General features: G+C 62.8%; 23 protein-coding genes. 8 read left to right on the forward strand and 15 right to left on the reverse strand.

The features are described 5' to 3' along the window. Nucleotides 1-5: 5 nt before the first annotated feature. Nucleotides 6-512 carry a DUF417 family protein gene (locus NL528_RS38130; RefSeq protein ID WP_309179492.1) on the forward strand — a complete coding sequence of 169 codons (507 nt, stop codon included), beginning with the start codon at nt 6-8 and terminating at the stop codon, nt 510-512. Nucleotides 513-611: 99 nt separating this feature from the next. Here NL528_RS38130 and NL528_RS38135 read toward each other — a convergent pair whose 3' ends face one another. Continuing rightward, the gene (locus NL528_RS38135) at nt 612-914 is read right to left on the reverse strand and encodes a hypothetical protein (protein WP_309179493.1); all 303 of its coding nucleotides are present in this window, start codon (nt 912-914) and stop codon (nt 612-614) included. Between the two features lie 1,192 nt (nt 915-2,106). On the opposite strand from NL528_RS38135, the gene flhA reads away from it, so the two are divergent. Continuing rightward, nucleotides 2,107-4,239: a flagellar biosynthesis protein FlhA gene (gene flhA / locus NL528_RS38140; RefSeq protein ID WP_309179494.1), complete on the forward strand. Its 2,133-nt coding sequence runs from the start codon at nt 2,107-2,109 to the stop codon at nt 4,237-4,239. A gap of 314 nt (nt 4,240-4,553) precedes the next feature. Further along, complete coding sequence (locus tag NL528_RS38145) at nt 4,554-4,757, forward strand: hypothetical protein (protein ID WP_309179495.1); 204 nt, start codon at nt 4,554-4,556, stop codon at nt 4,755-4,757. Nucleotides 4,758-4,905: 148 nt separating this feature from the next. Here NL528_RS38145 and NL528_RS38150 read toward each other — a convergent pair whose 3' ends face one another. The 4 genes from NL528_RS38150 to fliI all read right to left on the reverse strand — a co-directional run bounded on the left by NL528_RS38150 (nt 4,906) and on the right by fliI (nt 8,389). Beyond that, nucleotides 4,906-5,787: an anti-sigma factor domain-containing protein gene (locus NL528_RS38150; protein WP_309185178.1), complete on the reverse strand. Its 882-nt coding sequence runs from the start codon at nt 5,785-5,787 to the stop codon at nt 4,906-4,908. A gap of 20 nt (nt 5,788-5,807) precedes the next feature. Next, nucleotides 5,808-6,353 (reverse strand): sigma-70 family RNA polymerase sigma factor, encoded by a 546-nt coding sequence (locus tag NL528_RS38155; RefSeq protein ID WP_074273458.1) that lies wholly within the window; start codon nt 6,351-6,353, stop codon nt 5,808-5,810. Nucleotides 6,354-6,534: 181 nt separating this feature from the next. Continuing rightward, entirely contained in the window at nt 6,535-6,954 is a 420-nt protein-coding gene (gene fliJ / locus NL528_RS38160; protein ID WP_074273457.1) for a flagellar export protein FliJ, read from the reverse strand. A gap of 109 nt (nt 6,955-7,063) precedes the next feature. Further along, complete coding sequence (fliI, locus tag NL528_RS38165) at nt 7,064-8,389, reverse strand: flagellar protein export ATPase FliI (protein ID WP_309179496.1); 1,326 nt, start codon at nt 8,387-8,389, stop codon at nt 7,064-7,066. Between the two features lie 365 nt (nt 8,390-8,754). Here fliI and ctrA point away from each other — a divergent pair, with 365 nt between their 5' ends. After that, nucleotides 8,755-9,456: a response regulator transcription factor CtrA gene (ctrA, locus tag NL528_RS38170; RefSeq protein WP_007600544.1), complete on the forward strand. Its 702-nt coding sequence runs from the start codon at nt 8,755-8,757 to the stop codon at nt 9,454-9,456. A 114-nt stretch (nt 9,457-9,570) separates the two neighbouring features. Here ctrA and NL528_RS38175 read toward each other — a convergent pair whose 3' ends face one another. From NL528_RS38175 to NL528_RS38195, 5 genes are all read right to left on the reverse strand, one after another. Further along, nucleotides 9,571-10,968: a hypothetical protein gene (locus NL528_RS38175; protein WP_309179497.1), complete on the reverse strand. Its 1,398-nt coding sequence runs from the start codon at nt 10,966-10,968 to the stop codon at nt 9,571-9,573. A gap of 251 nt (nt 10,969-11,219) precedes the next feature. After that, nucleotides 11,220-13,058, reverse strand: coding sequence for a CHAT domain-containing protein (locus tag NL528_RS38180; protein WP_309179498.1), 1,839 nt, complete (start codon nt 13,056-13,058; stop codon nt 11,220-11,222). 80 nt (nt 13,059-13,138) lie between these two features. Continuing rightward, nucleotides 13,139-13,381 carry a hypothetical protein gene (locus tag NL528_RS38185; protein ID WP_309179499.1) on the reverse strand — a complete coding sequence of 81 codons (243 nt, stop codon included), beginning with the start codon at nt 13,379-13,381 and terminating at the stop codon, nt 13,139-13,141. A gap of 115 nt (nt 13,382-13,496) precedes the next feature. Further along, on the reverse strand, nt 13,497-15,122 hold the full coding sequence (locus tag NL528_RS38190) for a S53 family peptidase (RefSeq protein WP_309179500.1): 1,626 nt from the start codon (nt 15,120-15,122) through the stop codon (nt 13,497-13,499). Between the two features lie 13 nt (nt 15,123-15,135). Continuing rightward, nucleotides 15,136-16,323: a hypothetical protein gene (locus NL528_RS38195; protein ID WP_309179501.1), complete on the reverse strand. Its 1,188-nt coding sequence runs from the start codon at nt 16,321-16,323 to the stop codon at nt 15,136-15,138. A 247-nt stretch (nt 16,324-16,570) separates the two neighbouring features. Here NL528_RS38195 and NL528_RS38200 point away from each other — a divergent pair, with 247 nt between their 5' ends. The 4 genes from NL528_RS38200 (at nt 16,571) to NL528_RS38215 (ending at nt 18,947) form a co-directional block, all read left to right on the forward strand. After that, on the forward strand, nt 16,571-16,975 hold the full coding sequence (locus tag NL528_RS38200; RefSeq protein WP_309179502.1) for a DUF350 domain-containing protein: 405 nt from the start codon (nt 16,571-16,573) through the stop codon (nt 16,973-16,975). A 2-nt stretch (nt 16,976-16,977) separates the two neighbouring features. Next, a complete protein-coding gene (locus tag NL528_RS38205) occupies nt 16,978-17,388 on the forward strand; it encodes a hypothetical protein (RefSeq protein ID WP_309179503.1) in 411 nt (136 codons plus the stop codon). Nucleotides 17,389-17,505: 117 nt separating this feature from the next. Beyond that, a complete protein-coding gene (locus NL528_RS38210; RefSeq protein WP_309179504.1) occupies nt 17,506-17,730 on the forward strand; it encodes a hypothetical protein in 225 nt (74 codons plus the stop codon). A gap of 59 nt (nt 17,731-17,789) precedes the next feature. Continuing rightward, complete coding sequence (locus NL528_RS38215) at nt 17,790-18,947, forward strand: glutathionylspermidine synthase family protein (RefSeq protein ID WP_309179505.1); 1,158 nt, start codon at nt 17,790-17,792, stop codon at nt 18,945-18,947. A gap of 41 nt (nt 18,948-18,988) precedes the next feature. On the opposite strand, the gene NL528_RS38220 is transcribed toward NL528_RS38215, so the two are convergent. The 5 genes from NL528_RS38220 to NL528_RS38240 all read right to left on the reverse strand — a co-directional run bounded on the left by NL528_RS38220 (nt 18,989) and on the right by NL528_RS38240 (nt 24,798). Then, nucleotides 18,989-19,867: a protein-glutamate O-methyltransferase CheR gene (locus tag NL528_RS38220; protein WP_309179506.1), complete on the reverse strand. Its 879-nt coding sequence runs from the start codon at nt 19,865-19,867 to the stop codon at nt 18,989-18,991. After that, nucleotides 19,864-21,033 carry a chemotaxis response regulator protein-glutamate methylesterase gene (locus tag NL528_RS38225; RefSeq protein ID WP_309179507.1) on the reverse strand — a complete coding sequence of 390 codons (1,170 nt, stop codon included), beginning with the start codon at nt 21,031-21,033 and terminating at the stop codon, nt 19,864-19,866. The genes NL528_RS38220 and NL528_RS38225 overlap by 4 nt, the downstream gene beginning before the upstream one ends. 79 nt (nt 21,034-21,112) lie before the next feature. Further along, on the reverse strand, nt 21,113-21,478 hold the full coding sequence (locus NL528_RS38230) for a PleD family two-component system response regulator (protein WP_074273443.1): 366 nt from the start codon (nt 21,476-21,478) through the stop codon (nt 21,113-21,115). A 71-nt stretch (nt 21,479-21,549) separates the two neighbouring features. Next, nucleotides 21,550-22,020, reverse strand: coding sequence for a chemotaxis protein CheW (locus NL528_RS38235; protein ID WP_074278131.1), 471 nt, complete (start codon nt 22,018-22,020; stop codon nt 21,550-21,552). Between the two features lie 12 nt (nt 22,021-22,032). Beyond that, nucleotides 22,033-24,798, reverse strand: coding sequence for a hybrid sensor histidine kinase/response regulator (locus tag NL528_RS38240; RefSeq protein ID WP_309179508.1), 2,766 nt, complete (start codon nt 24,796-24,798; stop codon nt 22,033-22,035). Between the last annotated feature and the right edge of the window lie 118 nt (nt 24,799-24,916).

Below are 24,916 nucleotides of genomic sequence, written 5' to 3' on the forward strand. Positions count from 1 at the left end.
CGACCATGACTACGCTTTCCACCACCACTCAAAATCCGCTTGTGCGCGCACTGCACAGATCCGGCCTGCTTGCGGAGGATCTCGACTACCACGTCGTCCGGACCGCGATGGTGATCATGTTCTTCTTCTTCGGTTACCAGAAGTGGTTTCCGTACGAGTTCGAAAGACTGGTGCCGTTCATCGACAACGGGCCGCTGATCTGGTGGCTGTATCCGGTGTTCGGCCACGCCGGCGCCAGCTATTTCCTGGGCGTCTCGGAGTGGACCTTCGGGTCCCTGCTGCTCGCAGGCTTCTGGGACAAGCGGCTCGGCGTTCTTGGCGCCCTCGGCTCGACCGGCACCTTCATCGCGACCGTCACCATCATTCCGTTCATGCCGGAGGGCTGGGACCTCGCCGCCGGCGGCTTCCCTGCGATGACCGGCAACGTCCCCTTCTTGATGAAGGACGTCGTTCTGCTCGCCGTCTCGTTCTATCTCCTGAGGCAGGACCTGGTTCGCTTGACGCGGCAATAACAAGGTGAGTGACCCGGCGAGAGCGAGCGTCGCCGGTTACTGCGGTGACAGTGCATTTAGTTGTCGATTGTCAATTGAGTGCACTGTCACCGTAACCGATCAGCGGCCTCGGGCGACGAGCCGGCGCTTTTGCATTTTCTCCGGTACGGGCTTCGGCCTGACGACCGGACGGTAGGTTTCCCGCAGCCGTTCCGTGATCGTCGGAAGCCGATCGCCGCCGCCGAGAATGCCCCATTGCCGGACGAGACCGGCCAATTCCTTCCTCATCGCCATCGTCTGACTGGCTGAGGCCGTGCAATCCTGGTCTTGCCGGATTTGGCCGCGGGTGGTCGCTTCCAGGTCCAGCATTTCCAGGCGTAAAGTTTTGATTTTGCGTCGTAATTCGTTAAGTCTGTTGTCCATGGGAGCCTCCAGGTCGGGAGAGGCATATTAAGAACAAAACATGAACAATGAGTCAATGCAGAAGGTGGGTACTCAGCCAGCGGCCTCGCGGTCCGCAACGCCGCTTAGTCACCGTAACTCTAATTATCCCGGCGCAAACATCGGAAATGAAAGAGGCCGCCAACCGAGGCGGCCTCCTCGGTCACGGCAGCTGGTCGAAGGTCAGCGTGTTGTCGAGCGTATCGCCCTGGGCGATTGAGCCTTGCGGTGCGCCCAACTTCGGACCGCGATACCACGGGTCGTTCACCTGGCTACGGTTCGCAGGGCAGGCTTCACGCCTGTGAGCGAATGGCCGGCGCGACAGACGAACGGCGCTGAAGCGTACGGCAAAACCGTGTGGTCCTGGCACCCGTTGCTGGTGTCAAGTCGGCGGAGGTTTTTCGAGCCCAACCGGGCGCGGCAATTCCTTCAATCCGCCGATGACGGTGACAAGACGAATTCGTCGCCGAGGAGAGCACGGCATAAGCCGTAAAACCATTGCGCAGGGACGCCGGAATGCTCCGACTGTGCCTGTATGCTCGTGTGCGCTTGCTATTGTTTTTTTGCACGCGAGACCGCGGGTGCAGCAAGCACCCGGCGTTCCCTGCGCCCTCTTCTCTGTGGGCGAAACGATTTGCAAGGCCCGGGCGAAACGCGCCGCGGGAATGCGGAGGTGTGTTTTGTCGTCATTGCGAGCGAAGCGAAGCAATCCATTTGGCCACGCAAAGAAAGAATGGATTGCTTCGCTTCGCTCGCAATGACGGGGCTGGCGGTTGATGTTTGAGCCGAGAAGGCGCGGCGTACTGGGTCGCCCGGTCAAGCCGGGCGATGACAGCGGTGGGTGTGGGGCGAAGCCATCCAGCGTCATTCCGGGGCGATGCGACAGCATCGAACCCGGAATCTCGCGCCACAATTTCGAGATTCCCCGATGCGCAATTGCGCATCTGAGGTCTGGTCCTTCGGACCATCCCGGAATGACGCTGGAAATTAACCCTTTGCTAACCATACACACGGCAAAAATTGCCGAGTGAAGTCGAGTGTCGTCGGTCGCGCGAGAGACGGGAGTACCCCCGTGGACGCCAATGCGGTGCCTCACTTTCGAAACGGTGGTCTATCGGCCGCCGCGCAGACGTTTGGCGCCCGCAGCCGGCATTCGCGGGGGGAAGCAGCTACCATGGTCGATGTCACCGCTGGTCAGGGCGCAGCCGCCAGCAACAAGTTTCCCAGTTTAAGTGAAATCGGCGACATCCTGCGGCGCGGCGATCTGGCGCTGGCGTTCGGCGTTCTCACCATCCTGGTGGTGCTGATCCTGCCGCTGCCCTCGATCGTGCTCGACCTGTTTCTGGCGATCTCGATCACGGTGTCGATCCTGATCCTGATGACGTCGCTGTTCATCCAGGCGCCGCTGGAATTCTCCTCGTTCCCGACCATCCTGCTGATCTCGACCATGCTGCGGCTGTCGCTCAACATGGCCTCGACGCGGCTGATCCTGGCGCACGGCCATGAAGGGACGGCGGCGGCCGGCCACGTCATCGAGGCGTTCGGCAATTTCGTAATGAGCGGTAATTTCGTGATCGGAATTATCGTGTTTGCGATCCTGGTGATCGTGAACTTCGTCGTCATCACCAAGGGTTCGGGCCGCATCGCCGAAGTAGCAGCGCGCTTTCAACTGGACTCGATGCCCGGCAAGCAGATGGCGATCGACGCCGACCTGTCCGCCGGCCTGATCGACGAGAAGGTCGCAAAAGAGCGCCGCAAGGCGCTGGAGGACGAAAGCGGCTTCTTCGGCGCCATGGACGGCGCCTCGAAATTCGTCCGCGGCGACGCGGTCGCCGGCCTCCTGATCGTTTTCATCAACGTGATCGGCGGCATCATCATCGGCGTCGCCCAGCAGGGCCTCTCGTTCGGCGAAGCCGCCAAGACCTACACCGTGCTGACCGTCGGCGACGGCCTGGTCACGCAGGTGCCGGCGCTGATCGTCTCCACCGCGGCGGGCTTGCTGGTCTCCAAGGCCGGCATCAGCGGCGCCGCCGACAAGGCGCTGATCCGGCAGCTCTCGGGCTATCCGCAGGCGCTCGGCATGTCGGCCGGCGTGATGCTGGTGCTGGCGCTGCTGCCGGGCATTCCGATGCTCCCCTTCCTGGCGCTCGGCGGCGGCGCGGCTGCGCTGGCCTGGAAGGCGCGCAACCACAACCGCTCCACCCGGGCTGCGGCGGCGGCCGAGGCGAATGCGCCGGCGGCAGCGGCGGCAGCGGCCAGTGCCGCGGCGGAAGAGCCGATCTCGAACTCGCTCAAGATCGACGATCTCAAGATCGAACTCGGCTATGCGCTGCTGCCGCTGGTCAACGGCCCCGACGGCACCGATCGGCTGACCGAGCAGATCAAGGCGCTGCGCCGTTCGCTCGCGGTCGAAATGGGGTTTGTGATGCCGGCGGTGCGCATCCTCGACAATGTGCAGCTCGAGGCCAATACCTACATCATCAAGATCAAGGAAGTGGACGCAGGCTCCGGCAAGATCTGGCCGAACCAGTTCATGGTCATGGATCCCGCCGGCAACCAGGTCGGCATGCCCGGCATCCACACCATCGAGCCGACCTTTGGTCTGCCCGCCACCTGGGTCGATGCCAGCCTGAAGGAGGAAGCCTCGCTGAAGGGGTATACGGTGGTCGACGCCGCCACCGTGCTGTCGACCCATCTGACCGAGTTGCTCAAGAACAACATGAGCGACTTGCTGTCCTACGGCGAGGTGCAGAAGCTGTTGAAGGACCTGCCGAAGGAACAGGGCGAACTGGTCAAGGATATCGTGCCGAGCCAGGTCACGATATCGGGCATCCAGCGCGTGCTGCAATTGCTGCTGGCCGAACGCATCTCGATCCGCGACCTCTCCACCATCCTCGAAGGCATTGCCGATGCGCTGGCGTTCTCGCGCAGTCCCGCCACCATGGTCGAGCACGTCCGCGCCCGGCTGGCGCGGCAGATCTGCGCGCAAAACACCTCCCACAACGGCTATCTGCCGCTGATCGCGCTGTCGGCCAAATGGGAGCAGGCCTTTGCCGAGTCGCTGGTCGGCACCGGCGACGATCGCAGCCTCGCGATGCAGCCGTCAAAGCTGTCGGAGTTCATGACCGCGGTGCGGAACGCCTTTGAGCAGGCCGCCCGCGAGGGCGAGGCGCCGGTGCTGGTGACCTCGGCTTCGATCCGCCCGTTCGTGCGGTCGCTGGTCGAGCGCTTCCGCTCGCAGACGACCGTGCTGTCGCAGGCGGAAATCCACCCGCGGGCGCGGCTGAAAACGGTCGGCAGTGTCTAGGGCTGGCGGCAAATCAAGCGCCGGCGGCGAGACTTATTCGCCACAGGCAAATGGTTTGTCGGGGGAGCCAGTGGGGCGGGTGGTTTCGACCACTCGCCTTCGACGCATTTAACTAATTGAAATGATTATATAAAACTTGATATTCGCGTTGTGCGTGATTTCCTCAATCGCGCCCGTTCAAGTCTTTTCACCGCCTTGTGATCGCCTCTGTGGAACTAAAAGAGGAATCCCTACGTTCCTTGACGTGAGGTGTTGAACCTGCCTGCGAACGAGATCGACGAAGACTCAACGCAGGAAGGCGGCAGGAGACTTCCATGAACCATTCGTTCTACAGCGCGGACCGCATGACCCATCTCAAGATCGTGGTCGTTGCCCTCTTCGCGGGTATCCTGGTCGCTGGCGTCAGCATCTCGGCGCGCTACACCGGTTCGGACGAAGGCTATACCCAGACGGCGCGGGTGATGAAGGCCGGCAAGCCGGTCGCGGTCACCAGTTCGAACAATTCACTCGTACGCTAAGAGGACCTACGGAATTCACCAATTCACGCTGGCTCTTTAATAGCCCCCCAAAGTCGCCAACGTGGATATATAAGACCCCAACTACCCCAAGTTGACTACCGAAAACGCCCGCTCCCCACGGGCGTTTTCTCTTTGGGGGGTCAGGAACTCAGCGCGCCGGCACGGTCTCGATCAGCTTGCCGGTATACACCGGCGCCGAGTGCGGCCTGCCATCGGGCGATCCGCCCTCCTGCTCGACCGTCACCGCATAGGTCGCGGTGTTGACGGTATTGGCATCGTAGGACGCCAGCACCGGCCGCGCGGTAAAATCGGCAGCCCCGATCACGCCGAGCGAACGCGGTTGCGGCAGCTTGTCGGAGATCAGCCAGAGCTCAAAGCTCTTGCCGGGCTCGGCGGCGGCGCCGACCTTGCGCACGGTGAAATTCATGGTGGCGGCGTCGAGCGTCAGAATGAACGCGGGCGCCCCGCCGTTTGGCTGCAGCAGCGCGACATATTGCGCCGACGGCGGTGCCGGCGGAACCTGGGTCTTTACCTCGACCACCTGCGTGCGCGCTTTCGGGCGAAGGCCCTCGGGCAGCAGGTCCGGCTGGAAGACCTGCACCGCGAGCATCGCGATCAGCGCCGCCGCGATTGCGCTGGCAAAGGACGCGATATTGCGCCACCGCCGCTCCCGGCTTGCCAACTGGATCACGTTCGAATTGTCCGCGACGGGAGCGGACTCGACGGCGGCGGCAGGCTGTTCGGCGACGACGGGTGCTGCCGGCGGCGGCGGCGCTTCCGGCAGCACCATCGGCGTCTGCGGCTCGGCGTGTCCAACGGTGGCGCGAATGTTCTCCCAGACGATCGGCCGCGGCTCGACCGATCCGACCATCTGGTTGAGCGCGCCGAGCCGGTGCTCCCACGCGCGGACGATGGCGGTGAATTCGGTGTCGACGGCCATCATGGTCTCGACCTGCGCGCGTTCGTCGGCATCGAGGGTGCCGAGGGCGTATTCCGCGGCGAGCGCGATATGATCTTCGCTATAGGCCATCATTCAGAGTCCAAGAACCTTCAAAGCCCGAGACACTCCCGGATATCCATCATGCTGCGGCGCAGCCAGGTCTTCACCGTATTCACGGGCGTCTCGAACTTCGCGGCCAGCTGCTCGCGGCTCCAGCCGTTGTAATAGGCCAGCAGCACCAGCTTCTGCCGATCCGGCTCCAGGCGGCCGACGCACTCCAGCAACCGCTTCAACTCTTCCGTCATCTCGCGGCGCGCCAACGGATCCGGCGAATCGGCGGCCACTTCCATCGCCGTCGGCTCCTCCTCGATCGAGGTTTCACTGCGCTTGCGCACCACGTCGATGGCGCGGTTGCGCGCGATCGACGCCATCCATGTAATCGGCGAAGCAAGCGCCGGATTGAACTGTCCGGCACTGTTCCAGATCTTGACGTAAGTCTCCTGAATGACCTCCTCCGCTAGATCCTGTCGCCGCAAGATACGAAGCACCACGCCGAAGAGTTTCGCGCGCGTGGCGGCGTAAAGCCGCTCAAAAGCGGCTTCATCCCCCTTGGCAACAGCGGCAATCAGCCAGACCAGCTCAGCTGGCGTCAGCATTCAGCGTCCCCCAATCGCGATCCCCCATCGCTTGTTACGCCGGGAGGTGTCGAGAATCCTTGGTAGCATACCCTGCTCCAAATCGGCCACCAACTCGCCGGACGGAGGGGCATTATCAAACTAAAAACCCGGGCCTTGGGGCCCGGGCTTTCGATTGAATATTCGGATTGGCGCGGAGGCGTCAGGCGATGGCGCCGATGCGGGCGCGCATCAGGCCGATACTGTCCATGTCGGCCTGCTCCCGGGCGTTTTCTTCGGCGCGCTCGCGCGCCTGATCACGCTCGTCCAGCAGTTCGACCTTCTTGAGCTCCTCGAAGGCTTCGCTCAGCAGGCTCTTGGCGTCTTCGAGCTGGATGCGCAGTTCGTCGGCGGAGCGGGTCAGATTCTCCCGCCGCTGGATCGCCGCCTTGGCATAGGTCGGGTAGGCGAAATGGGTGGGATCGTTGATCCCGGCCCGGTCCTGTTCGGTCTGGATTTCGCGCTCGAGGTCGACCGACATCCGCTGAAAGTCGGCAATCATGCCTTCGATCTGGGTGACCCTTCGGCGCTTTTCATCGACCTGAAATTTCTTCAGGCGGATCAGCGTTTCACGTGACTTCATCGACTCATACTCCCCAGAAGTCCCATTTTGAACGCGGGACAAAGCCGGCTCCCCCCGAGGGCCCCGCCGGCATAGCTAATGGTGCGCCGGGGATGATGGCCTGACAAAGTTAGCGTTCCGTTTCCAAATTCGCGAGGATCTGCGCTAGTTGCTGGTAACCGGTGCCCAGGCTGGCGTTTTCCTCCTTGGCCTGGCGAAGGAACCCCTCCAGCGGCTCGTGCAGCCGGATCGCCTCGTCGACCTCGACGCTGGAACCTGCCCGATAGGCCCCGAGCCGGATCAGTTCCTCCATATCGGCATAGGTCGCCATCACCTGCCGCGCCTTGGTGATGACGGGCAGATAGGCCGGGTCGGCCGATTTCGGCATGGTCCGGGAGACCGATTTGAGGACGTTGATTGCCGGAAACCGTCCGCGCTCGGCGATCGATCGCTGCATCATGACGTGGCCATCCAAGATGCCGCGCACCGCATCCGCAATCGGCTCATTGTGGTCGTCGCCATCGACCAGCACGGTAAAGATACCGGTGATAGTGCCGGCGCTGGTGCCCGGTCCGGCCCGCTCCAGAAGCTTCGGCAATTCGGTGAACACGGTCGGCGTGTAGCCCTTGGCGGTCGGCGGCTCGCCGGCCGACAACCCGATCTCGCGCTGCGCCATCGCAAACCGCGTCACCGAGTCCATCAGGCACAGCACGTCCTTGCCTTCGTCGCGAAAATATTCCGCGATTGCCAGGGTCAGATAAGCCGCCTGCCGCCGCATCAAGGCCGGCTCGTCTGATGTCGCGACCACCACCACCGAGCGCGCCAGGCCTTCATCGCCGAGGTCGTCCTGCAAAAATTCCTGCACCTCGCGGCCGCGTTCGCCGATCAGGCCAATGACCGTAATGTCCGCATCGACGTTGCGCGCCAGCATCGACAGCAGCACCGATTTGCCGACACCGGAACCGGCGAAGATGCCGAGCCGCTGACCGCGGCAGCAAGTCAGGAAGGTATTCAGCGCCCGCACGCCAAGATCGAGCGGCGCGCCGACGCGCTGGCGCGAATGCGCCGGCGGCGGCGAGTTGCGATAGGGCATCGGCGACGGGCCCTGCGCCAATGGCCCCTTGCCGTCGATCGGTTCACCCATGGCGTTGATGACGCGGCCGAGCCAGTACGGCGACGGCCGCACTTGACTGGCGGCATTGGCGATCACCGCGCGGCAGCCGCGCCGGACACCTTCGAGGCCCGCGAACGGCATCACGACAGCATTGTTGCCACTAAAGCCGATCACCTCGGCGGGGATGAAGCGGTTGCCGCCGGTGTCGATCACGATGCGCGCGCCGACCGACATCGCATGGATGGGTCCGGCGATCTCGACCATCAGCCCGCGCACGCCGACCACGCGGCCATATATATTGACGCCGTCGATGTCGCCGATCTGCTCCGCGAGCGCCTTCATTGCGAAAACCTTAAGTTTCCGCTTTTTTGAACGGGGCGCTTAACCTCGTGTTTACCCGCATCGTTAATCATTACGTCACTGTCTTTGGTGACTGAGAACGCTCGTCCATCAGAAGAAGGATGAGTCGGGGGAGTCGGTTAGGCCCGCCTCTTAAAGTGGAACCTGAACGAGAACGGATAAGAAAAGCTGCTTCGACGCAATATCTTATGGCGATTCGACAAAAATTGCACGGTTAGAGCTTGCGAACAGGAATCAGTTTTTGTTAACCATATCCGGTCAGGATCCGAATCAGTTGTTCAAAGGCGTTTTGAGTGCCGCAAGTGCGGCCGACCTGACGCCCGGAGCGGCGACTATAGGGGACTGGCATGCGCGTTTTGCTGATAGAAGATGACAGCGCCGTCGCGCAGTCGATCGAATTGATGCTTAAATCCGAGAGTTTCAACGTCTATACGACGGACCTCGGGGAAGAAGGCGTCGATCTCGGTAAGCTTTACGACTACGACATTATCCTTCTCGACCTCAATTTGCCCGACATGTCCGGCTATGACGTGCTGAAGCAGCTTCGGGTGTCGAAGATCAAGACCCCCATTCTGATCCTCTCCGGCCTCGCCGGGATCGAGGACAAGGTCAAAGGTCTCGGCGTCGGCGCCGACGACTACATGACCAAGCCCTTCCACAAGGACGAACTGGTTGCGCGCATCCATGCGATCGTGCGCCGCTCCAAGGGCCACGCCCAGTCGGTGATCCAGACCGGCGACCTCGTGGTCAATCTCGACACCAAGACGGTCGAGGTCGGCGGCCAGCGCGTGCATCTGACGGGCAAGGAATACCAGATGCTGGAGCTGCTCTCGCTCCGCAAGGGCACCACCCTCACCAAGGAAATGTTCCTCAACCATCTCTATGGCGGCATGGACGAGCCGGAGCTGAAGATCATCGACGTCTTCATCTGCAAGCTGCGCAAGAAGCTGGCGAACGCTTCCGAAGGCCGGAACTTCATCGAGACCGTGTGGGGCCGCGGCTATGTGCTGCGCGAGCCGCACGAAGTCGAAGAACGCATCCCCGCCTGATCTCTCAGGGTTTTCCGCGCGCCGCGAGGCTCGCTCCTCCCGACTGGACCCCGCCGCAAATGGCGGGGTTTTCGTTTGCGGAGAGGCTGTCCCAGCCCCTCACCGCTGCCGCGGCTACGCGCGCACCAGCGCCTGGTCTGGCATCAAAGCCTTGTCGGCCACGTATGATGACGACGAGCTCTCCCGGATCCGGGCGATCACCAGATATCCGATGACAAATCCAAAGGCGAAGGTGCAAACGAACACGCCCAGGACCATCACGACCGCGGAGGTACGGTCCAGCAGCTCCATGACCGGAATATCCGACACCCTGTGAATGGCCGAGATCAACAGCACCGCCACCACCATGCCGGCTCCGAACACCAGGCCGTCCAGCACGCGCTTCATCCGCCGGGATTTGTAGCTGCTCCACATCGAATCCTGCACCAGCAGGGCGGTCATCGTTCCGATGCTCCAGGGAAACAGCAACACAGGCAGATCGCCCAAAACCACCTGCCAGAAGTTTCGGTCGTAAAACTGATTGTAGTCGAAATAGACCTGAAGCGGCAGAATCGGCAGCACGACCAAAAGACCGGCCGACAGGATAAACCCGATCGGAGCTCGACCGAAGATACCCTCGTTTGCGAACGCGTATTGACGCTTGAGATGATGGACCAGCCAGAAAGTGACGATGAATTCCACCGGCGTGACCGTTAATGTGCGGGCGATGCCGAAGGCGCCCGGGATATCAATCTTACCGCGCAGGACGATCAGCCAGAGCAACGACCACGCCACCGTCACCGCCACCGCGGTCGCCACGGTCCACATGATGCCGGGTGGCGGCGCCTTCATCGTGAATCCGATTGCTTCCAGCCGGCGTTTGCGGCCGGCAAAATCCCCCTCCCCCGCCAATGCGGCACGCGCAATGAACAGCAACAGATTGTCGAGCATAAAATCCAGGTCCTTGCGCAAATCCTCCAGCATGCCTCCCGCCGCGTTCTGGGCCGCCAGCTGAAGTTGATTGCTCGGACTGTCTTGCGCGGCAAGCGTGTCGAGTGCGTGCCAGTCGTCGGGCTCAACTTTGCCCTCATGCATGATCGCCCCGTAGACTGCCGCGCTGCTCTTGAGCGTGCGAACCGCCTTGAACGAAACCAGGTCAAAGACGCGCAGCAGCTCGGCATAATGTTCGGAGTTGCGCTCGATGAACGTTTCGCCGTTCGCGCACCACTGCTCCAGATGGTGCATGATGGCGGCGACCTTCAGCAGGCGAGACTGGATGGCGGTTGATTGCACGGCGACAAAATCGTCAATCTGGTAGCCGATCCGCCCGAACTTTCGCCGGATGACGTCGCAGTCTTCAGGCCTGAGTTCGAAGGGGGATCCTGCCAACTCGTCGCGGAGGTCGAACGCACAGGTCGGAATCCCGGCAATGCCCTGACAAAAGTTGCGCCACGCAAGGGGAATAACAGGTACCAGCCAAACGAAGATCGCCAGCCACATTGCCGCCAGGGGCGACAGCTTGGCCGGAAGCAACGCGTAGATCACGACGAACGGAATGATGAAGGTGGTGACGCCGAAATAGAACAATGCACGCGTGGTGTAGGACCGGGTACCCTTCAGCGTACGGAACCTGAACCAATAAAACAGGACGACGATCAGCGGTCCGCCCAGATGCGTACCAAGATCGTTCAATCCCTCGAGAAGCGTTTCAAGCGACACAGTGGCCTCCTATGCGCGGCTACGCTCGATAATGCAGGCCAGCCACGGCGGGCATCTGACCTCTCTTACGCTGTCTGACTAGCGTTCGCCTGGCGCTCGATTCTCGTTCTTTGCGACATGAAATCCGCGTTATCCGGCGCCAGCGCGATCGCCGCGTCCATGTCCTTCAGCGCGTTCTCGGGATTCTTGATCTGCGCATAGGCGTTCGCGCGCGAGACGAGGTATTTCGGTTCTTGCGCGTTCCGCGAGATCGCAACGCCATACGCCTTGATCGCCTCATCCAGGAAGCCGCGCCTGTTGTCGGGACCCGAAGACATGCCGCAAATGATGCCCTTGATCCAGTAGAACTCGGGGTTGTCCGGCTGGAGCTTGATCGCCTCGGTAATATCGGCCAACGCGTTTTCGTAGAGTCCCACCATCGCGTTGAAATTGGCGCGGCGTACGCGATACTCGGCCCTGGCAGGATCCAGCTTCAGCATCATGGCGAAGCTGGCAGCGGCTTTCGGGATCAGCTTTTGACGCTGTTGCAGGGTTCCCAGATCGAGATAGATTTTTGCAAGACGCGCGGCAAGTTCCGTGTCGCCCTCAAGGCCGGCAAGCAGTGCCTGGCCGCGTTGGCACAGTTGCTCGAGTTCTTCCGAAGAGCCGGAAGCCGCGTCGGCGACGAGCATGAATTCCGCGCGCTGCAGCAGCAGCACTTCCCTGGAAGGCTTGACCGCTGCAGCCGTCGCTTCAAGGGGCGGGTTGTGTTCGACGTCGAAAATCTTCCCGTCGGCCGAACGCATGTACAGAACCGGAATTCCCCATTCGACCCGCGATCCGTTCTGGATGAATTGACGTGCCGTCGTAATCGCATTGTCGACCGGGCTGTTACTCGCCAAGGCGGTATAAAATCCCTCCGACATCGAAATCGCCGCAGTATCGGTGATCGGAAACTGCATGGCGACGACTGCCGGCAACCATCCGGTCCGCATCAGACCTATTGCCGGATTTCCGAACCGGTCGCCGACATTGATCTTGGCGCTCTCGCAGCAGTTAAGAACGATAAGACGCAGGGATTTGCGTGCACCGGTCAGCATCACCGCGAGATCGGAAGCGAACTTCTTTACCGGCTTGCCGTCCTCGTCGACCATGACGATGAAACCGGTCTCGTCGAAACTGCTCGCACCGCCGTCTTCATCCAGTTCCTCGACGCCGCCATGCCCGATGAAATGAAAAATGTGCCACTCGCCTTCCTGCAGCTTGGTCATCAGGTCTTTTCCGGTCCCGCCCGGAACCCATTGGAAGTCGACACGCCCTTCACGCTGCAGCCTGTCCGTTCCCCTGTTGATGCGTTCCCTTTCCTTGATGACGTCCAGTTTCGGCCAGCCCGCGGTCGCCGGATCGGCAATCATGCCGAGAATCCGAAGCGGGCCCTTGACGCCCATTTGCGCGGCCTGTCCCGCCGTCTCGAGATAGCGCACGATCGGCAGCCGAAGGCTGACAAAGCTTGGCATCTCGTTTTCTTCGTAGAGATATTCCCAAGGCAGTCCGGCCAGTTCAGCGGACTCGATGCGTAGCTTGATTCTCAGGTCCTTGCTCTTGCTCCGCGCGTAAAGATCCTGGATCGACGGCGTATTCACGAAGATGCTGCGAAAAACCTCCTGTCCAAACTCGCGCAGGACTTTTTCCCCGCGCGAGGCGAGGCCATGGCGATTCTTGTCGTCGATTTCCAGAACGGCATTTTCCAGATCGCCGCGCAGCTTGGCGAGCGCGCCCGGCTCCGAGAACCAGAACTTCACCTTGCATCGCGGCGTTTCCCCGGCCGGCGACCGCAGCACCTTGCCATAGTATTGTTGCGGCCCACTGCCGGCCGGATCGGAACTGATCTCTAGCTCGAAATCTTGATATTCAATGACGCTCATTGCAGCCTCACTCGGCCAAAATCTCTTACTTCAGCGGCAACTCCGTTGCGCCCGCGCCGCAAACGCGCGGGAGCCAAAATTCAGTCACAGCATAAAAATCGGTCTTCGACTTCGACCTGCCCGCACAACCGGTGCATCGGGTTGAATATCGCCCCGCCGAACCAGGCCCAGTCGTTGCGCGCGATAGGGTCATTCAGCGGAAGGGCGTAGCTGCCCACCTTGCCCGGGCGGACGGTCGTGCCGATCCCGGCAGCTTCCGTAGCAACCTGCTCGCGCGGCGACCCAGCTGCCGGCGAGTCCTGCTTGTCGAGAGCCCAAACCATCGCTTGCTCCCACAACGTCGTTAGCCTAGCAAAACCAGTTTCTCGATGCAACTTTAAGGAACATTAACTAGCACAAAAGCCCATGGTAGTTCGGCCGTCATCGCGTCCAACGCCGTCATGCCACCGGCGCCGCGGCGAGTGCGGCGATGACGTCGGCGCCGTTCGGCACGCCCAATCCCGTACACGCATTCCAGCCCGGCCCCGCGTCATAGCCTTTGCCGCCGACGCGGTTGTTGCCCTGGTCGATCTGGCGAAACGAGGACGGGTTGGCATAGAGCGTGGAATTGACGAAGCCGAGCGGCGCGCCGCGCCTGGCGTTGGCGATCGCGATCAAGCCTGCCCATAAGGGGGCGACCGCGCTGGTGCCGTCCTTGATCACCTCGGCGCCATTGAGGACGATGCGATAACCGGGCGTGCCGGCGGCGGCACCGGCGACATCGGGGACGCCCCGCCGCCTGGCGCCGTCGTTGACCGAGGGCGGCAGCGCCAGACCGGATTGGTAGGCCGGCACCGGAAAGGCATCGCTGATTCCGCCGCCGGTCCCGCTCGATCCGTCGTTCCAGACCGCTTCCGCGCCGATGCCGGTCCCGCCGGCACCCAGCGTCGGCGACGTTCCGCCGCAGCTCAGCGCATAGGGGCTGGAAGCGGGGAACCAGACGTGAGCCCTGCCGTCGGTCAATCCGCCCGTCGCCAGTTCATCGCCGGCGGCGAACAGCACGGTGACTTGCAGCCGTTTCGCATCGGCCAGCACCGCCTGCATGGCGTCGCGCGCCGAATCCGACCAGAATTTCTCGGCGCTGCCCCAGCTGACCGAAAGCACCTGCGGCCGATTGACGTCATCGAAGATCGCCGCATTGATCGCGCCAACCAGGCTCTGGGTGGTATTGCCGGCGAAATAGACCACGATCCTGGCCTTCGGCAGCAGACCGGCCAGGATCTGGAGATCGAGCGCGATCTCCTGGTCGGATACCGTGCCGCCGCCGAAATTGTTGCCGTTCGCCGCCGGTACCGACCCCTCTTCCGCGGCCGGGGTGTCGACGACGACGGATTTGTCGATGATGCGAGGGGCCGTCCGCCCCATCCCATCCAGCGCCTTGGCGAGATCGGAGCCAAGATAGCCGCCGCCAAGCGCGATGATGCCGACGCAGACCGACGACACGTCGTGGTCCAGCGGGATGCCGTAAAGGGCTGCGACTTCGGTCGGCCACAATCCGGGTCCGCCTCCCGCGCCGGCCAGCGGCCGCACGACATTCACCGGCCTCACCGCAAACGGCCGCGTGTCGAAGCCGAGAATGGCACGGGTCCACGGCGCGATCTCTTTTGGGATCATCAACTGGCCGACGCGCGCGCGAAAGCGATTTTGACCGTCATCATAGATCCGCAGCGTCGCGCCCAGCACCTCGGCCAAGGTGCGCGCGGTTGCTTCCAGCACCACGATCCGCTGGGCCAGATCGAAGCTGCGCACGGTGACGTGGTTTGCCTTCGCGAGCTTCCTGATCCGCGCCGCCGCCCGGGCGTGGGTGCGGCGGCGCTGCGCGGAAAGCGCGCGGCGCGTGATCGGCTTCGAAAGCCGAGCAAGGTCGCCGGCGCTGCCCGGCTGAAATTGGTCGGGCGAGCGCCGCTTCAGGTGCACAGTAATGACGATCCGCTGATCCGGGTCGACGTCGCCGACGTAAGTCGCGCCTTCCGGTTCGGCGCGATAACCGCCGGCGAGCGCTACCTTTTGCCCGGTCCTGCCCACGTTTCAGCCCGTTTTATTTTCCGGCGCAATTGCTGGCGGGTATCGGATTCTGCGTATCGTCGATCGCGCATAATGGAATCGACCAGACGAAATCGGCCGAGGTGGTGAGTTGGCTGAGGCCGGGCTTGCCTTCGAAAATCGGCGGCTGGCTGTTGAAGGTCCAGTACCATGCGGGCAGCAACGGGCCGATCGGACCGATCGGACCGTTGGCGGTGAACGAGAGGAATCCGGCGACCGATGTCGGTTTGCCGGTTTTGTCGAACACGGCCCGGCCGTGGCAGGTCATGCATGATGCGGTGGCCACGAAGGTGTCCTCGGTCACGGAATTGCCCACGCGAATATCGAGACCGACATTATCGACAAAGTCGGTCTGCGAGCCCTTGAGGCAATAATTCGAATAGACGGGATCGATGTCCGCGTTGGCCAGCATGGCGGTCAGTGCCTGCGTCTTGGTGCAATCGGGATAACCCTGGCCAGCGACGGGGTTCGAGGCCACGAACGCCGTCTGCGCCCCGAACGCATCCTTGCAGCCGAGGATATCGCACCTGGCCGGGTTGAGCTTGTGCTCGAAGGTCGCCCAGGTCCAGTTCGGCACCAGCTTGCTGATGACGTGCATCGCCACCATCGCATACTGGACGCCGCCGGAGCTGTTGACGTGGTAGAGTTGCGGCACCTGCGCGAGCGTGACCCGGTTATTGGTGAAGGCTGGAATATCGCTGACCGCCATCCAGTTCGCCTTGACCTCCGTGGAGTCGATCGGGAACTGCAAATTCTTGCCGAACGCGGCCTTGAGGCCGGAGACCTTGTAGAGGTTGTTTTGCACGATGAAGTCGAACGTCGCCTTGTTGTGGCGGGTTTCTTCGGTGGCGCCCTGCGCGATGCCGGGCGGCAACGCGGGAAGCAGTCCGCCGCTTTGCTGCACGCCCTCGCGCGCGAGCGCCGGCAGGATCGGCCGCCGCAATGCCGGCGGCGTCGCGCCGGTCGGGAATTGCGGGGTGGGCTTGAACGTGTCGCTGTCGCTCGCCCAGGTCTCGAATGTCGAGTTGCTGCCGCCGGCCCGGGTATTGGCCTGGATGAAGAGCTGCCAGGCCACCTGATCCGGCGCCGTCATCGCCGGATTCGGCGTCGACTGCGCCGCAGCCGGGAGATGGGGGAGAAGAAATAAACCACAAACGAGTGCGGTATTGATCGATCGTCTCATCGTCGCTCTCCTCCAAAATGTCAGGGCTGGAATCCGTCGGTCATCCAATTCGAATAACACTGCAGGTTGCATGCGTTATAGACGACCATTCCGGGATTCTCTGTGAAGCCGATCACAGACACGGGCCGTTCGTTGCGGCGGCGTGAGGATCGAAAGGCCATCGATCTTTCGAAATTGAACCAGCGCTTCGCGTCCATCGACCAATGCGCTATGCTGCTGCGAAGCGGGACGAGTCGGGGCGCCCTCAATGATCCTACAATCGCTCGCCGGGCTGCCGGCGTTCCTGGTCTATTTCTGCACGGCGCTTGTCGCCGTCGTCGCCTATCTCTTCGTCTACACCCGCGTCACGCCGCACGATGAATTCAAGCTGATCCGGGAGAATGACCCGGCGGCGGCGATCGCCCTGGGGCTCAGCCTGCTCGGCTTCGTGCTGCCGGTGGTCAGCGCCATCGCCCACGCCGCCAATGTCTGGGATTGCCTGATCTGGAGCACGATCGCGCTGATGGTCCAGATCATCGTCTATTACATCGTCAAGATACCGGTGCCGAACCTGTCGGCGCGGATCGCTGCGGGCGAACTTGCGGCCGCGATCTGGCTCGGACTTTCCTCGCTGGCCGCGGGCGCGCTCAACGCCGCCTGCATGATCTACTGACCATGGATAAGTCTCCGAACAAGGAATTCGGGAAACGCCGGCCGGTTGTGGCGCGGCCGGGCCCGCAGCCACCGTTGAAGCGTTCCGGACACGTCGGGCTGCTCATGATGGGCACGCTCGCGATCGGCGGCGGCGCCTACGCGCTGATGCCAAACGAGAATTGCCGGCCATCTTCTCCGGGAATGGCGGGTCCGGCGATCCCGCAAATGAACGCCGAATGTCCCCCGCGGGGATCCTCATCCGGTGGCTCGGGTGGCGGAGGCTACTCCTCCCGCAGCAGTTTCTTCTCGGGCGATTCCACCTCGAGCCATGCGTCATCGGGCGGCTCCGATTCCGGCTCGGGCGGGGTGACGCGCGGCGGCTTCGGCTCGTTTGCGCACAGCTTTGCCGCGCATTTTTCCGGCGGCGGTTGATCACACCAGCTTTTTCCCGCACGTTGCCGTGAAACGGAGCGCTTTTGCTTGCCCCGACGCCACGAGGTGATGGAAACTCGCACCCGCTCCGGACCCTCAGAAAGCAGGATCGCAACCATGAAACGCTCGCGTCGTGTGGTGCTGACATTGATGGGAAGTGCGGCGATCGGGGCCGTATCGATGGGCCTGGTGCCGCGAAGGGACTGTGGTCCCGGCAATACGGCCGTGCCCGGTCCGGGCGGCAAGCCTTACTGCCGCGCGGCCTATGGCGGCTTCGGCGGTGTTCGCTTCCACGGCCACGCCCATGGTCACGGCGGTGGTCACGGCCATGGCGGCGGCTGACGCATGATCCAAAAAAGCGGGAATCGGCTTTTCGACAAGACCGTGCGCCAATAACGCCAATGCAGCGCATCATCTGTCCCGAACGCGACGACTGGCGTGCGACCGCCGAAAGCGCCGGGTTCGATTTTCACACCATCGACGGCGAGCGCTATTGGGACGAGCGGGCCTACTACGCCTTCACGCTCGATGAGATCGAACGCCAGATCGAGCAGCCGACCGGCGAGATCGACGCGATGTGCCTCGAACTCGTCGGCCATGCCGTCGACGATGAGGATTATCTCGGCCGGTTGAAGATACCGGAAGCCTTCTGGCCGCTGATTTCGGAGAGCTGGCACCGCGACGATGGCAGCCTCTATGGCCGGCTCGATCTAAGTTTCGACGCCCGCAACCCGGCAAAATTGCTGGAATACAACGCGGACACTCCGACCTCGATTTTCGAAGCGGCGGTGTTCCAGTGGACCTGGCTCGAACAGGCGATCGAACGAAACATCATCCCCAGGCGCGCCGATCAATTCAATTCGATCCATGAACGCCTGATCGAGGCCTGGAACAAACTCGGCGGCGCGCATCACCTTCATCTCGCCGGCATGACCGACAATACCGAGGATGCCGGCACGCTGGCTTATCTGGAGGATACCGCAAGCCAGGCCGGACTTGGGACCACGCTGATCGACATCGAGGACATCGGATTGCGCGACGACGGCAGCTTCGTCGATCTCGACGATCGCGAAATCGAGCTCGCGTTCAAGCTCTATCCCTGGGAATGGATGTTTCGCGACGCGTTCGGCGCAAAACTTGCGAAGGCGCCGACGCGCTGGATCGAGCCGCCATGGAAGGCGATCCTTTCCAACAAGGGCATTCTTCCGCTGCTATGGGAGATGTTTCCGAACCACCCCAATTTGCTGCCGGCCTATTTCGAGGACGATCCGAACGCAGCGAAGCTCGGCACGTCGTTCGTGCGCAAGCCGCTATACTCGCGCGAGGGCGCCAACATCGCGCTGGTCAGCGCCGGCACCACGCTCGTCGAGCAGGAAGGACCGTATGGCGCCGAGGGTTTCGTCCGGCAGGCGCTGGCGCAGCTACCGAATTTTTCCGGTCAGTATCCGGTGCTTGGAAGCTGGCTGGTCGACCATGCGCCGTGCGGCCTGTCGATCCGCGAGGACGAGAATCCGATCACCGGCAATACGTCGCGGTTCCTGCCGCACGCGATCCTGTAGAGCATCATCAAGCGAAGACGACGGCCTCTCAGCCGTCGCGCTCAACGCGCCGAAGCCACCACTCTCAACGCGGGCGGCGCCATGATCGTGACGCCGGCGCGCGCCGCCGGCGCGGCGTTCGGACGATAAAGCCCGCGCCGCTCCGGATACGGCTTGAAGGTGTTGGTGATGCCGACCACGGATTCGGCGGCACCCAGCGCCAGCACGCCGTCGGGTTCGAGCATGCGCGAGAGGCGATCGAAGATATTGGCCTTGGTGTCCTGGTCGAAATAGATCAGGACGTTGCGGCAGAAGATCACGTCGAAGGTGCCGAGGTGGGAGAAATCCTGCAGCAAATTGAGCTGGCGGTGCTGCACCATGGCGCGGATCTCGGCGTTGAGCTGCCAAAGCTCCCCGGTTTGGGTGAAATACTTGACCAGCATCTGGATCGGCAAACCGCGCTGCACTTCAAACTGGCTGAAGATGCCGGCTTTGGATTTTTCCAGCACGGCCTGCGACAGGTCGGTCGCGACAATCTCGGTCCGCCAGCCCGCAAGCGCCGAACCAAACTCCTTCAGGCACATCGCGATCGAATACGGCTCCTGCCCGGTGGAGGAAGCCGCGCACCAGATCCGCAGGCTGCGGCGGGCAGCCCGCGCCTGAACCAGCGCCGGAATCACCGTCTCCTTCATATGATCGAACGGAATTTTGTCGCGAAAGAAAAACGTCTCATTGGTGGTCATCGCCTCGACCACTTCGGCGGTCAAGGCGTCGGCCCCGCTCTTCATCTTCTGGACGAGTTCGGGAATACCGGGAAGGCCCGACTTGCGCGCCAGCGGCACCAGGCGGCTTTCGACCAGATATTGCTTGTCGGCAGACAGATCGAGGCCAGAACGCTCTTTCAGAAGCCTGCGCAGATACTCATAGTCGGAAGGCGTCACGAACGATCTCCCGAAAACACCCGAACCAGTTTCGGCCCGATCTGATTGAGCGGCAGGATGGCAGCACAGATGCCTGCATTGGCGGCCGCACCGGGCATGCCCCAGACCACGCTCGTCGCCTCGTCCTGGGCCATCACGCTGCCGCCGGCGGCGACGATGTCCTTGCCGCCGCGCATGCCGTCGGAGCCCATACCGGTCAGGATCACCGACATGATGCCGCCCTGCCAGACATCGATCGCGGAGCTGAACAACGGATCGACGGCGGGCTTGCAGAAATTCACCGGCGGTCCGTCGTCGAGCGCGATCGCGGCATCCGCGCCATGGCGCACGACGCGCATATGGCGGCCACCGGGCGCCAGATAGATCTGGCCGGCCTTGACGATCTCGCCGTCAATGGCCTCGTGCGCCGGACGGCGACTGGTGCGCGCCAGATGCTCGGCAAGAATCGTGGTGAAGGTCGGCGGCATGTGCTGGGTGATCAGCACCGGAAAACGATCGATCACCGGTCCGATCTCGGCGACCAGCGACATCAGGGCCTGCGGTCCCCCAGTCGACGAACCGATCAGGAGCACGCGCGGCGCCAGCATGCTGAACGGACGGCGCATCAGCTGCGGCTGCGCCGCCGGCGCCGGTGTATGACGGGCCGATGGGTCGCGCGACCGATCGAGCACGGGCGCCAGAGGCGGGCTCGCCGGCGTGGACGCGCCGCGGCGCGCCTTGGCGCCGAGGTGACGGATCTTCTGGATCAGATGGTGGCGAAAGGTCTCGGCGGCGGCGGCTTCGCGGGTGCTTTCGGGCTTTGGGATATAATCGGATGCGCCCAGCGACAGCGCCTTGAAGCTGATCTCCGCGTTACGGCGAGTCAGGGTCGACGCCATGATGACGATGAGGTTGCGCTTCTTCGCCAGCAGTTGCGGCAGCGCGGAAATGCCGTCGAGTTCCGGCATTTCGATATCGAGCACGGCGACGTCGGGGTTGATGCGCTCGAGCTGGTTGACCGCATCCAGGCCGGTGCGCAGCGAGGCCGCGACCACCATATCCGGTTCGGCGCCGATCCAGCGCGCGATCATGCCGCGGATCACGACGGAGTCGTCGACCACCATCACCCGCAGCGGCTCTTGCCGTGTCGAAGTCGGAGCCGGGGAACTTGTCAACGCAACGCTCATTACTTCACCAACGGCTCAAACGGCACGGTTACAACACTAACGCCGAAGGCCGCTCTGCCGCCGGACCGGATACGCGAGATCAGATGAGGCCGACTTCCTGGAACTTCGCGGTCACGATGTCCTTATCGAACGGCTTCATGATGTATTCGTTGGCGCCGGCATGCAGCGCACGCGCGATATGCGCGACATCGTTTTCGGTGGTGCAGAACACCACCTTGGGCGCGTCGCCACCGGGCATGCGGCGCAGATTGCCGAGGAACTCATAGCCGTCCATCACGGGCATGTTCCAGTCGAGCAGAACCGCCTCGGGCATGGCGCGCTTGCAGACTTCAAGCGCTTTCTCGCCGTCCTCGGCTTCGACGATCTGGAAATCCAGACCTTCCAGGATACGACGTGCGACCTTTCGAATGACGCTGGAGTCATCGACGACCAGACATGTTCTCATTTTCGGCCTCTACTTCCCAATCCCGCGAAGGGACGTTTCCATTTTCAGTTTTTAGTACGCTTGCGTTGCTGTTACGCCGCCACCAGGGCGGGCACGATTTCGAGGACGCGATCGACATCGAGGACGACCATGAGCTGTCCGTCCAGTCTGTGGACACCGCCGGCGAGTTTGGCCATGCGGGGATCGAGGTTGACGGGGTTTTCCTCGCGGCTGTCGTCGGGCAGCCTGAGAACCTCGCCGATCTGGTCGATCAGGAGCCCGTAGGATTCGCCGCGCAAATCGACGCCGACCGCCATCGGCGGCTTGCCGTCGTCGTTTTTGGGCAGGCCCAGCCGCGCGCGCATGTCGACCACGGTGACGATGCGGCCGCGCAGATTGAGCACGCCGGCGATCTCGGCCGACGACAGCGGCACCCGCGTCAGCCGCTCCGGCATGAACACGTCCTGCACCCGCGAGATCGGCAGGCCGAACAGCTGCCCGCCGATCACGGCGGTGACGTATTCGGCAACCGTGCCCTCGATGGTATCGGTCTTGCTTGTCATCATCTCATTCCCTTAAGCCGCGCGCCTGGTCTCGGCGGTCTGTTCCTTCAGCGCCGCGATCAGGCCGGGACGGTCGAACTTGGCGACGTAATCGTGGAAGCCGGCCTGCCGCCCGCGCTCGATCGCCGCCGGCGACACCATCGAGGACAGCGCGATGATCGGCATCGTGCTCAGATGCTGGTCGGCGCGGATAACTTCCGCGAACTCGAACCCGTTCATGTCGGGCATCTCGATGTCGGTCAGCACCACGTCGAAGACTTGTCCCGAACGCAGGGCGGTCAGGCCTTCCTGCGCATTGGGGGCGACCCGCACCCGGTAGCCGGCGGCCTTGAGCACCGGCGCCAGCATGTTGCGGAAGAAGGCGGAATCGTCGACCAGCAGCACCGATTGCGCGGTCGCGGCCGGGCGCATCTCCTTGCGCGAGAACCAGTCGGCAAACGCCATCGGCAGGAAGTGGCCGACGTCGATCACTTCGGTGGCCTGACCCTTGATCACGGCCGACCCCAGAATGCCCTCACCGGAACCGGCGACCTCGATGTGCAGGCGTTCCTCGACGATGTCGATGATCTCGTCGACCACAAGGCCCATCGAGCGGCCGTCATCAGCGAACACCAGGATCGGCTGCGAGCCCGCGGTCTGGACATTGACTCCGTGCATCTGCACAAGCGGCATCAGCTGCTCGCGGTATTGCACCATGTAGCGGCCGTTACTGAGTTCGATCTTGTCGGTCGAGATCTCTTCCAGACGGGTGACGAGGCCGAGCGGCACCGCCTTGGGCTGGGCATTGCCGGCGCGGAACACCAGCAGCGAGGTCAGCTGTTCGCCGGAATTGGCATGGGACGCGGCGTTCTCATCCGCCATCCCCTGGGCGGTCGAGCCGGCGGCGCCGAGCGCTTTTGCGATCCCGTTGGGGTCGATGATCATGATCACGGCGCCATCGCCCAGAATGGTATTGCCGGAGAACATGTCGATGTGGCGCAGCTTGGTCGACATCGGCTTGACCACGATCTCTTCGGTGTGGAACACGCCGTCGACCACGATGCCAAAGGTCTGGCTGCCGACCTGCGTCACCACGATAAAACCGTTCTCGGGATCGGAGGAGGTGCCGTCATCGATCTTCAAGAGCTTCTTCAGATGCATCAGCGGCAACAGCTTGTTGCGCAGCCGCAAGACCGCGGTGTCCTTGATGCGCTCGATGCGGTGTTCGGAGTTGGCGCGGGCGCGCACCAGCTCGACCACCGACAATTGCGGGATCGCAAAGCGGTCGCCGGCGGCTTCCACGATCAGGGCGGAGACGATGGCGAGCGTCAGCGGGATCTTGATGGTGACGCTTGAACCCTCGCCGGCCACCGACTTGACGTCGATGGTGCCGCCGATCTGGTCGATATTGGTGCGCACCACGTCCATGCCGACGCCGCGGCCGGACACCGAGGTGATGGCGGCGGCGGTCGAGAAGCCCGGCGCGAAGATGAACTTGTGGATCTGGGCTTCGGTCATCTTCTCCAGCTCGGCCTCGCTGACGAGACCGTTCTGGACTGCCTTGGCCTTGATCCGCTCGGTGTTGAGGCCGCGGCCATTGTCGGCGATGCAGATGATGATGTGGCCGCCCTCGTGATAGGCGGATAACCGGATCGTGCCCTGCTCGCCCTTGCCGGCCGCGGCGCGCTCGGCCGGGGTCTCCAGGCCGTGGTCGGCGGAGTTGCGCACCATATGGGTCAGGGGATCCTTGATCAGGTCGAGCACCTGGCGGTCGAGCTCGGTGTCGGCGCCGTGCATCTCCAGTTCGATCTGCTTGCCGAGTTCGCCGGAAAGATCGCGCACGATGCGGGGCAATTTCTGCCAGGCATTGCCGATCGGCTGCATCCGCGTCTTCATCACGCCTTCCTGCAACTCGGCGGTGACGTTCGACAATCGCTGCAGCGGCACCTTGAACTCGGTGTCCTCGTTGCGCCTGCTGATCTCCAGCAGCTGGTTGCGGGTCAAGACCAGTTCGGAAACCATGGTCATCAGATGTTCCAGCGTATCCACGTTGACTCGGATCGACTGGTTGGCGATCTTGTCGGCTTCCTGGACATCGCCGTCGGCGGCGGCAGGGGCCTTCCTCACGGACGGCTTTTTCTCCTTCGATGCGGCGGCGGGCTCGGCCGCAGCGGCCGGGGCCGCCTCCTGCTTCGGCGCCGGTGCAGCCGGCTTGGCGGCGGGAGCCACAGCCTGCGGCGCGGGCGCGACTTCGATGGCGGTCTCGCGGAAGGCGCGTTCGAGATCGTCGAGCGAGACTTCGCCGGGTCGCAACGGCCGTTCCAGCACCTGATTCACCAGCGTGCCCTGCGCCGCGGGCTGAACCGGCGGCGACGCAACAACCGGTACGGCTGCCGCTGCAACCTCGGCCGCTGCGGCATGGGCGCCGCCTTCGGCCATCTCATGCAGCTTCTCGATCAGGTCTTCGTCAGTGCCTTCGGGTTCGTTCTCGGTCGCTTCCAGCCCGGCGAGGATTTCCTTGATGCGGTCGATCGACGACAGGATCAGCGTCACGGCGCCCGCGGTCACCGGCATGCCGTCGCGGAATTTGCCCATCAGCGTCTCGCCGGCATGCGCCAGCGCTTCCAGCCGCGGCAGGCCGAGAAAGCCGCAAGTGCCCTTGATGGTGTGAACCAGACGGAAGATGTTATCCAGAATCTTGGCGTCGCTCGGGTCCTGCTCGAACTTCACCAACTGATTGTCGACCGTATCCAGGCTCTCGCTGGTCTCGGTCAGAAATTCACGCAACAAATCATCCATGAAACTGGCCTTCGCACGTACGGGCACGCGACATCGACGCGCCTTACGGAATTTGGCCAGCTTCTATGCAAACCGTTTAATATTGGTTGAGCAATTGGAAAAGAACGGGATCAACAAA

Origin of the sequence: Bradyrhizobium sp. Ash2021, from assembly GCF_031202265.1 — a bacterium.
In the GTDB taxonomy this organism is placed as follows: domain Bacteria; phylum Pseudomonadota; class Alphaproteobacteria; order Rhizobiales; family Xanthobacteraceae; genus Bradyrhizobium.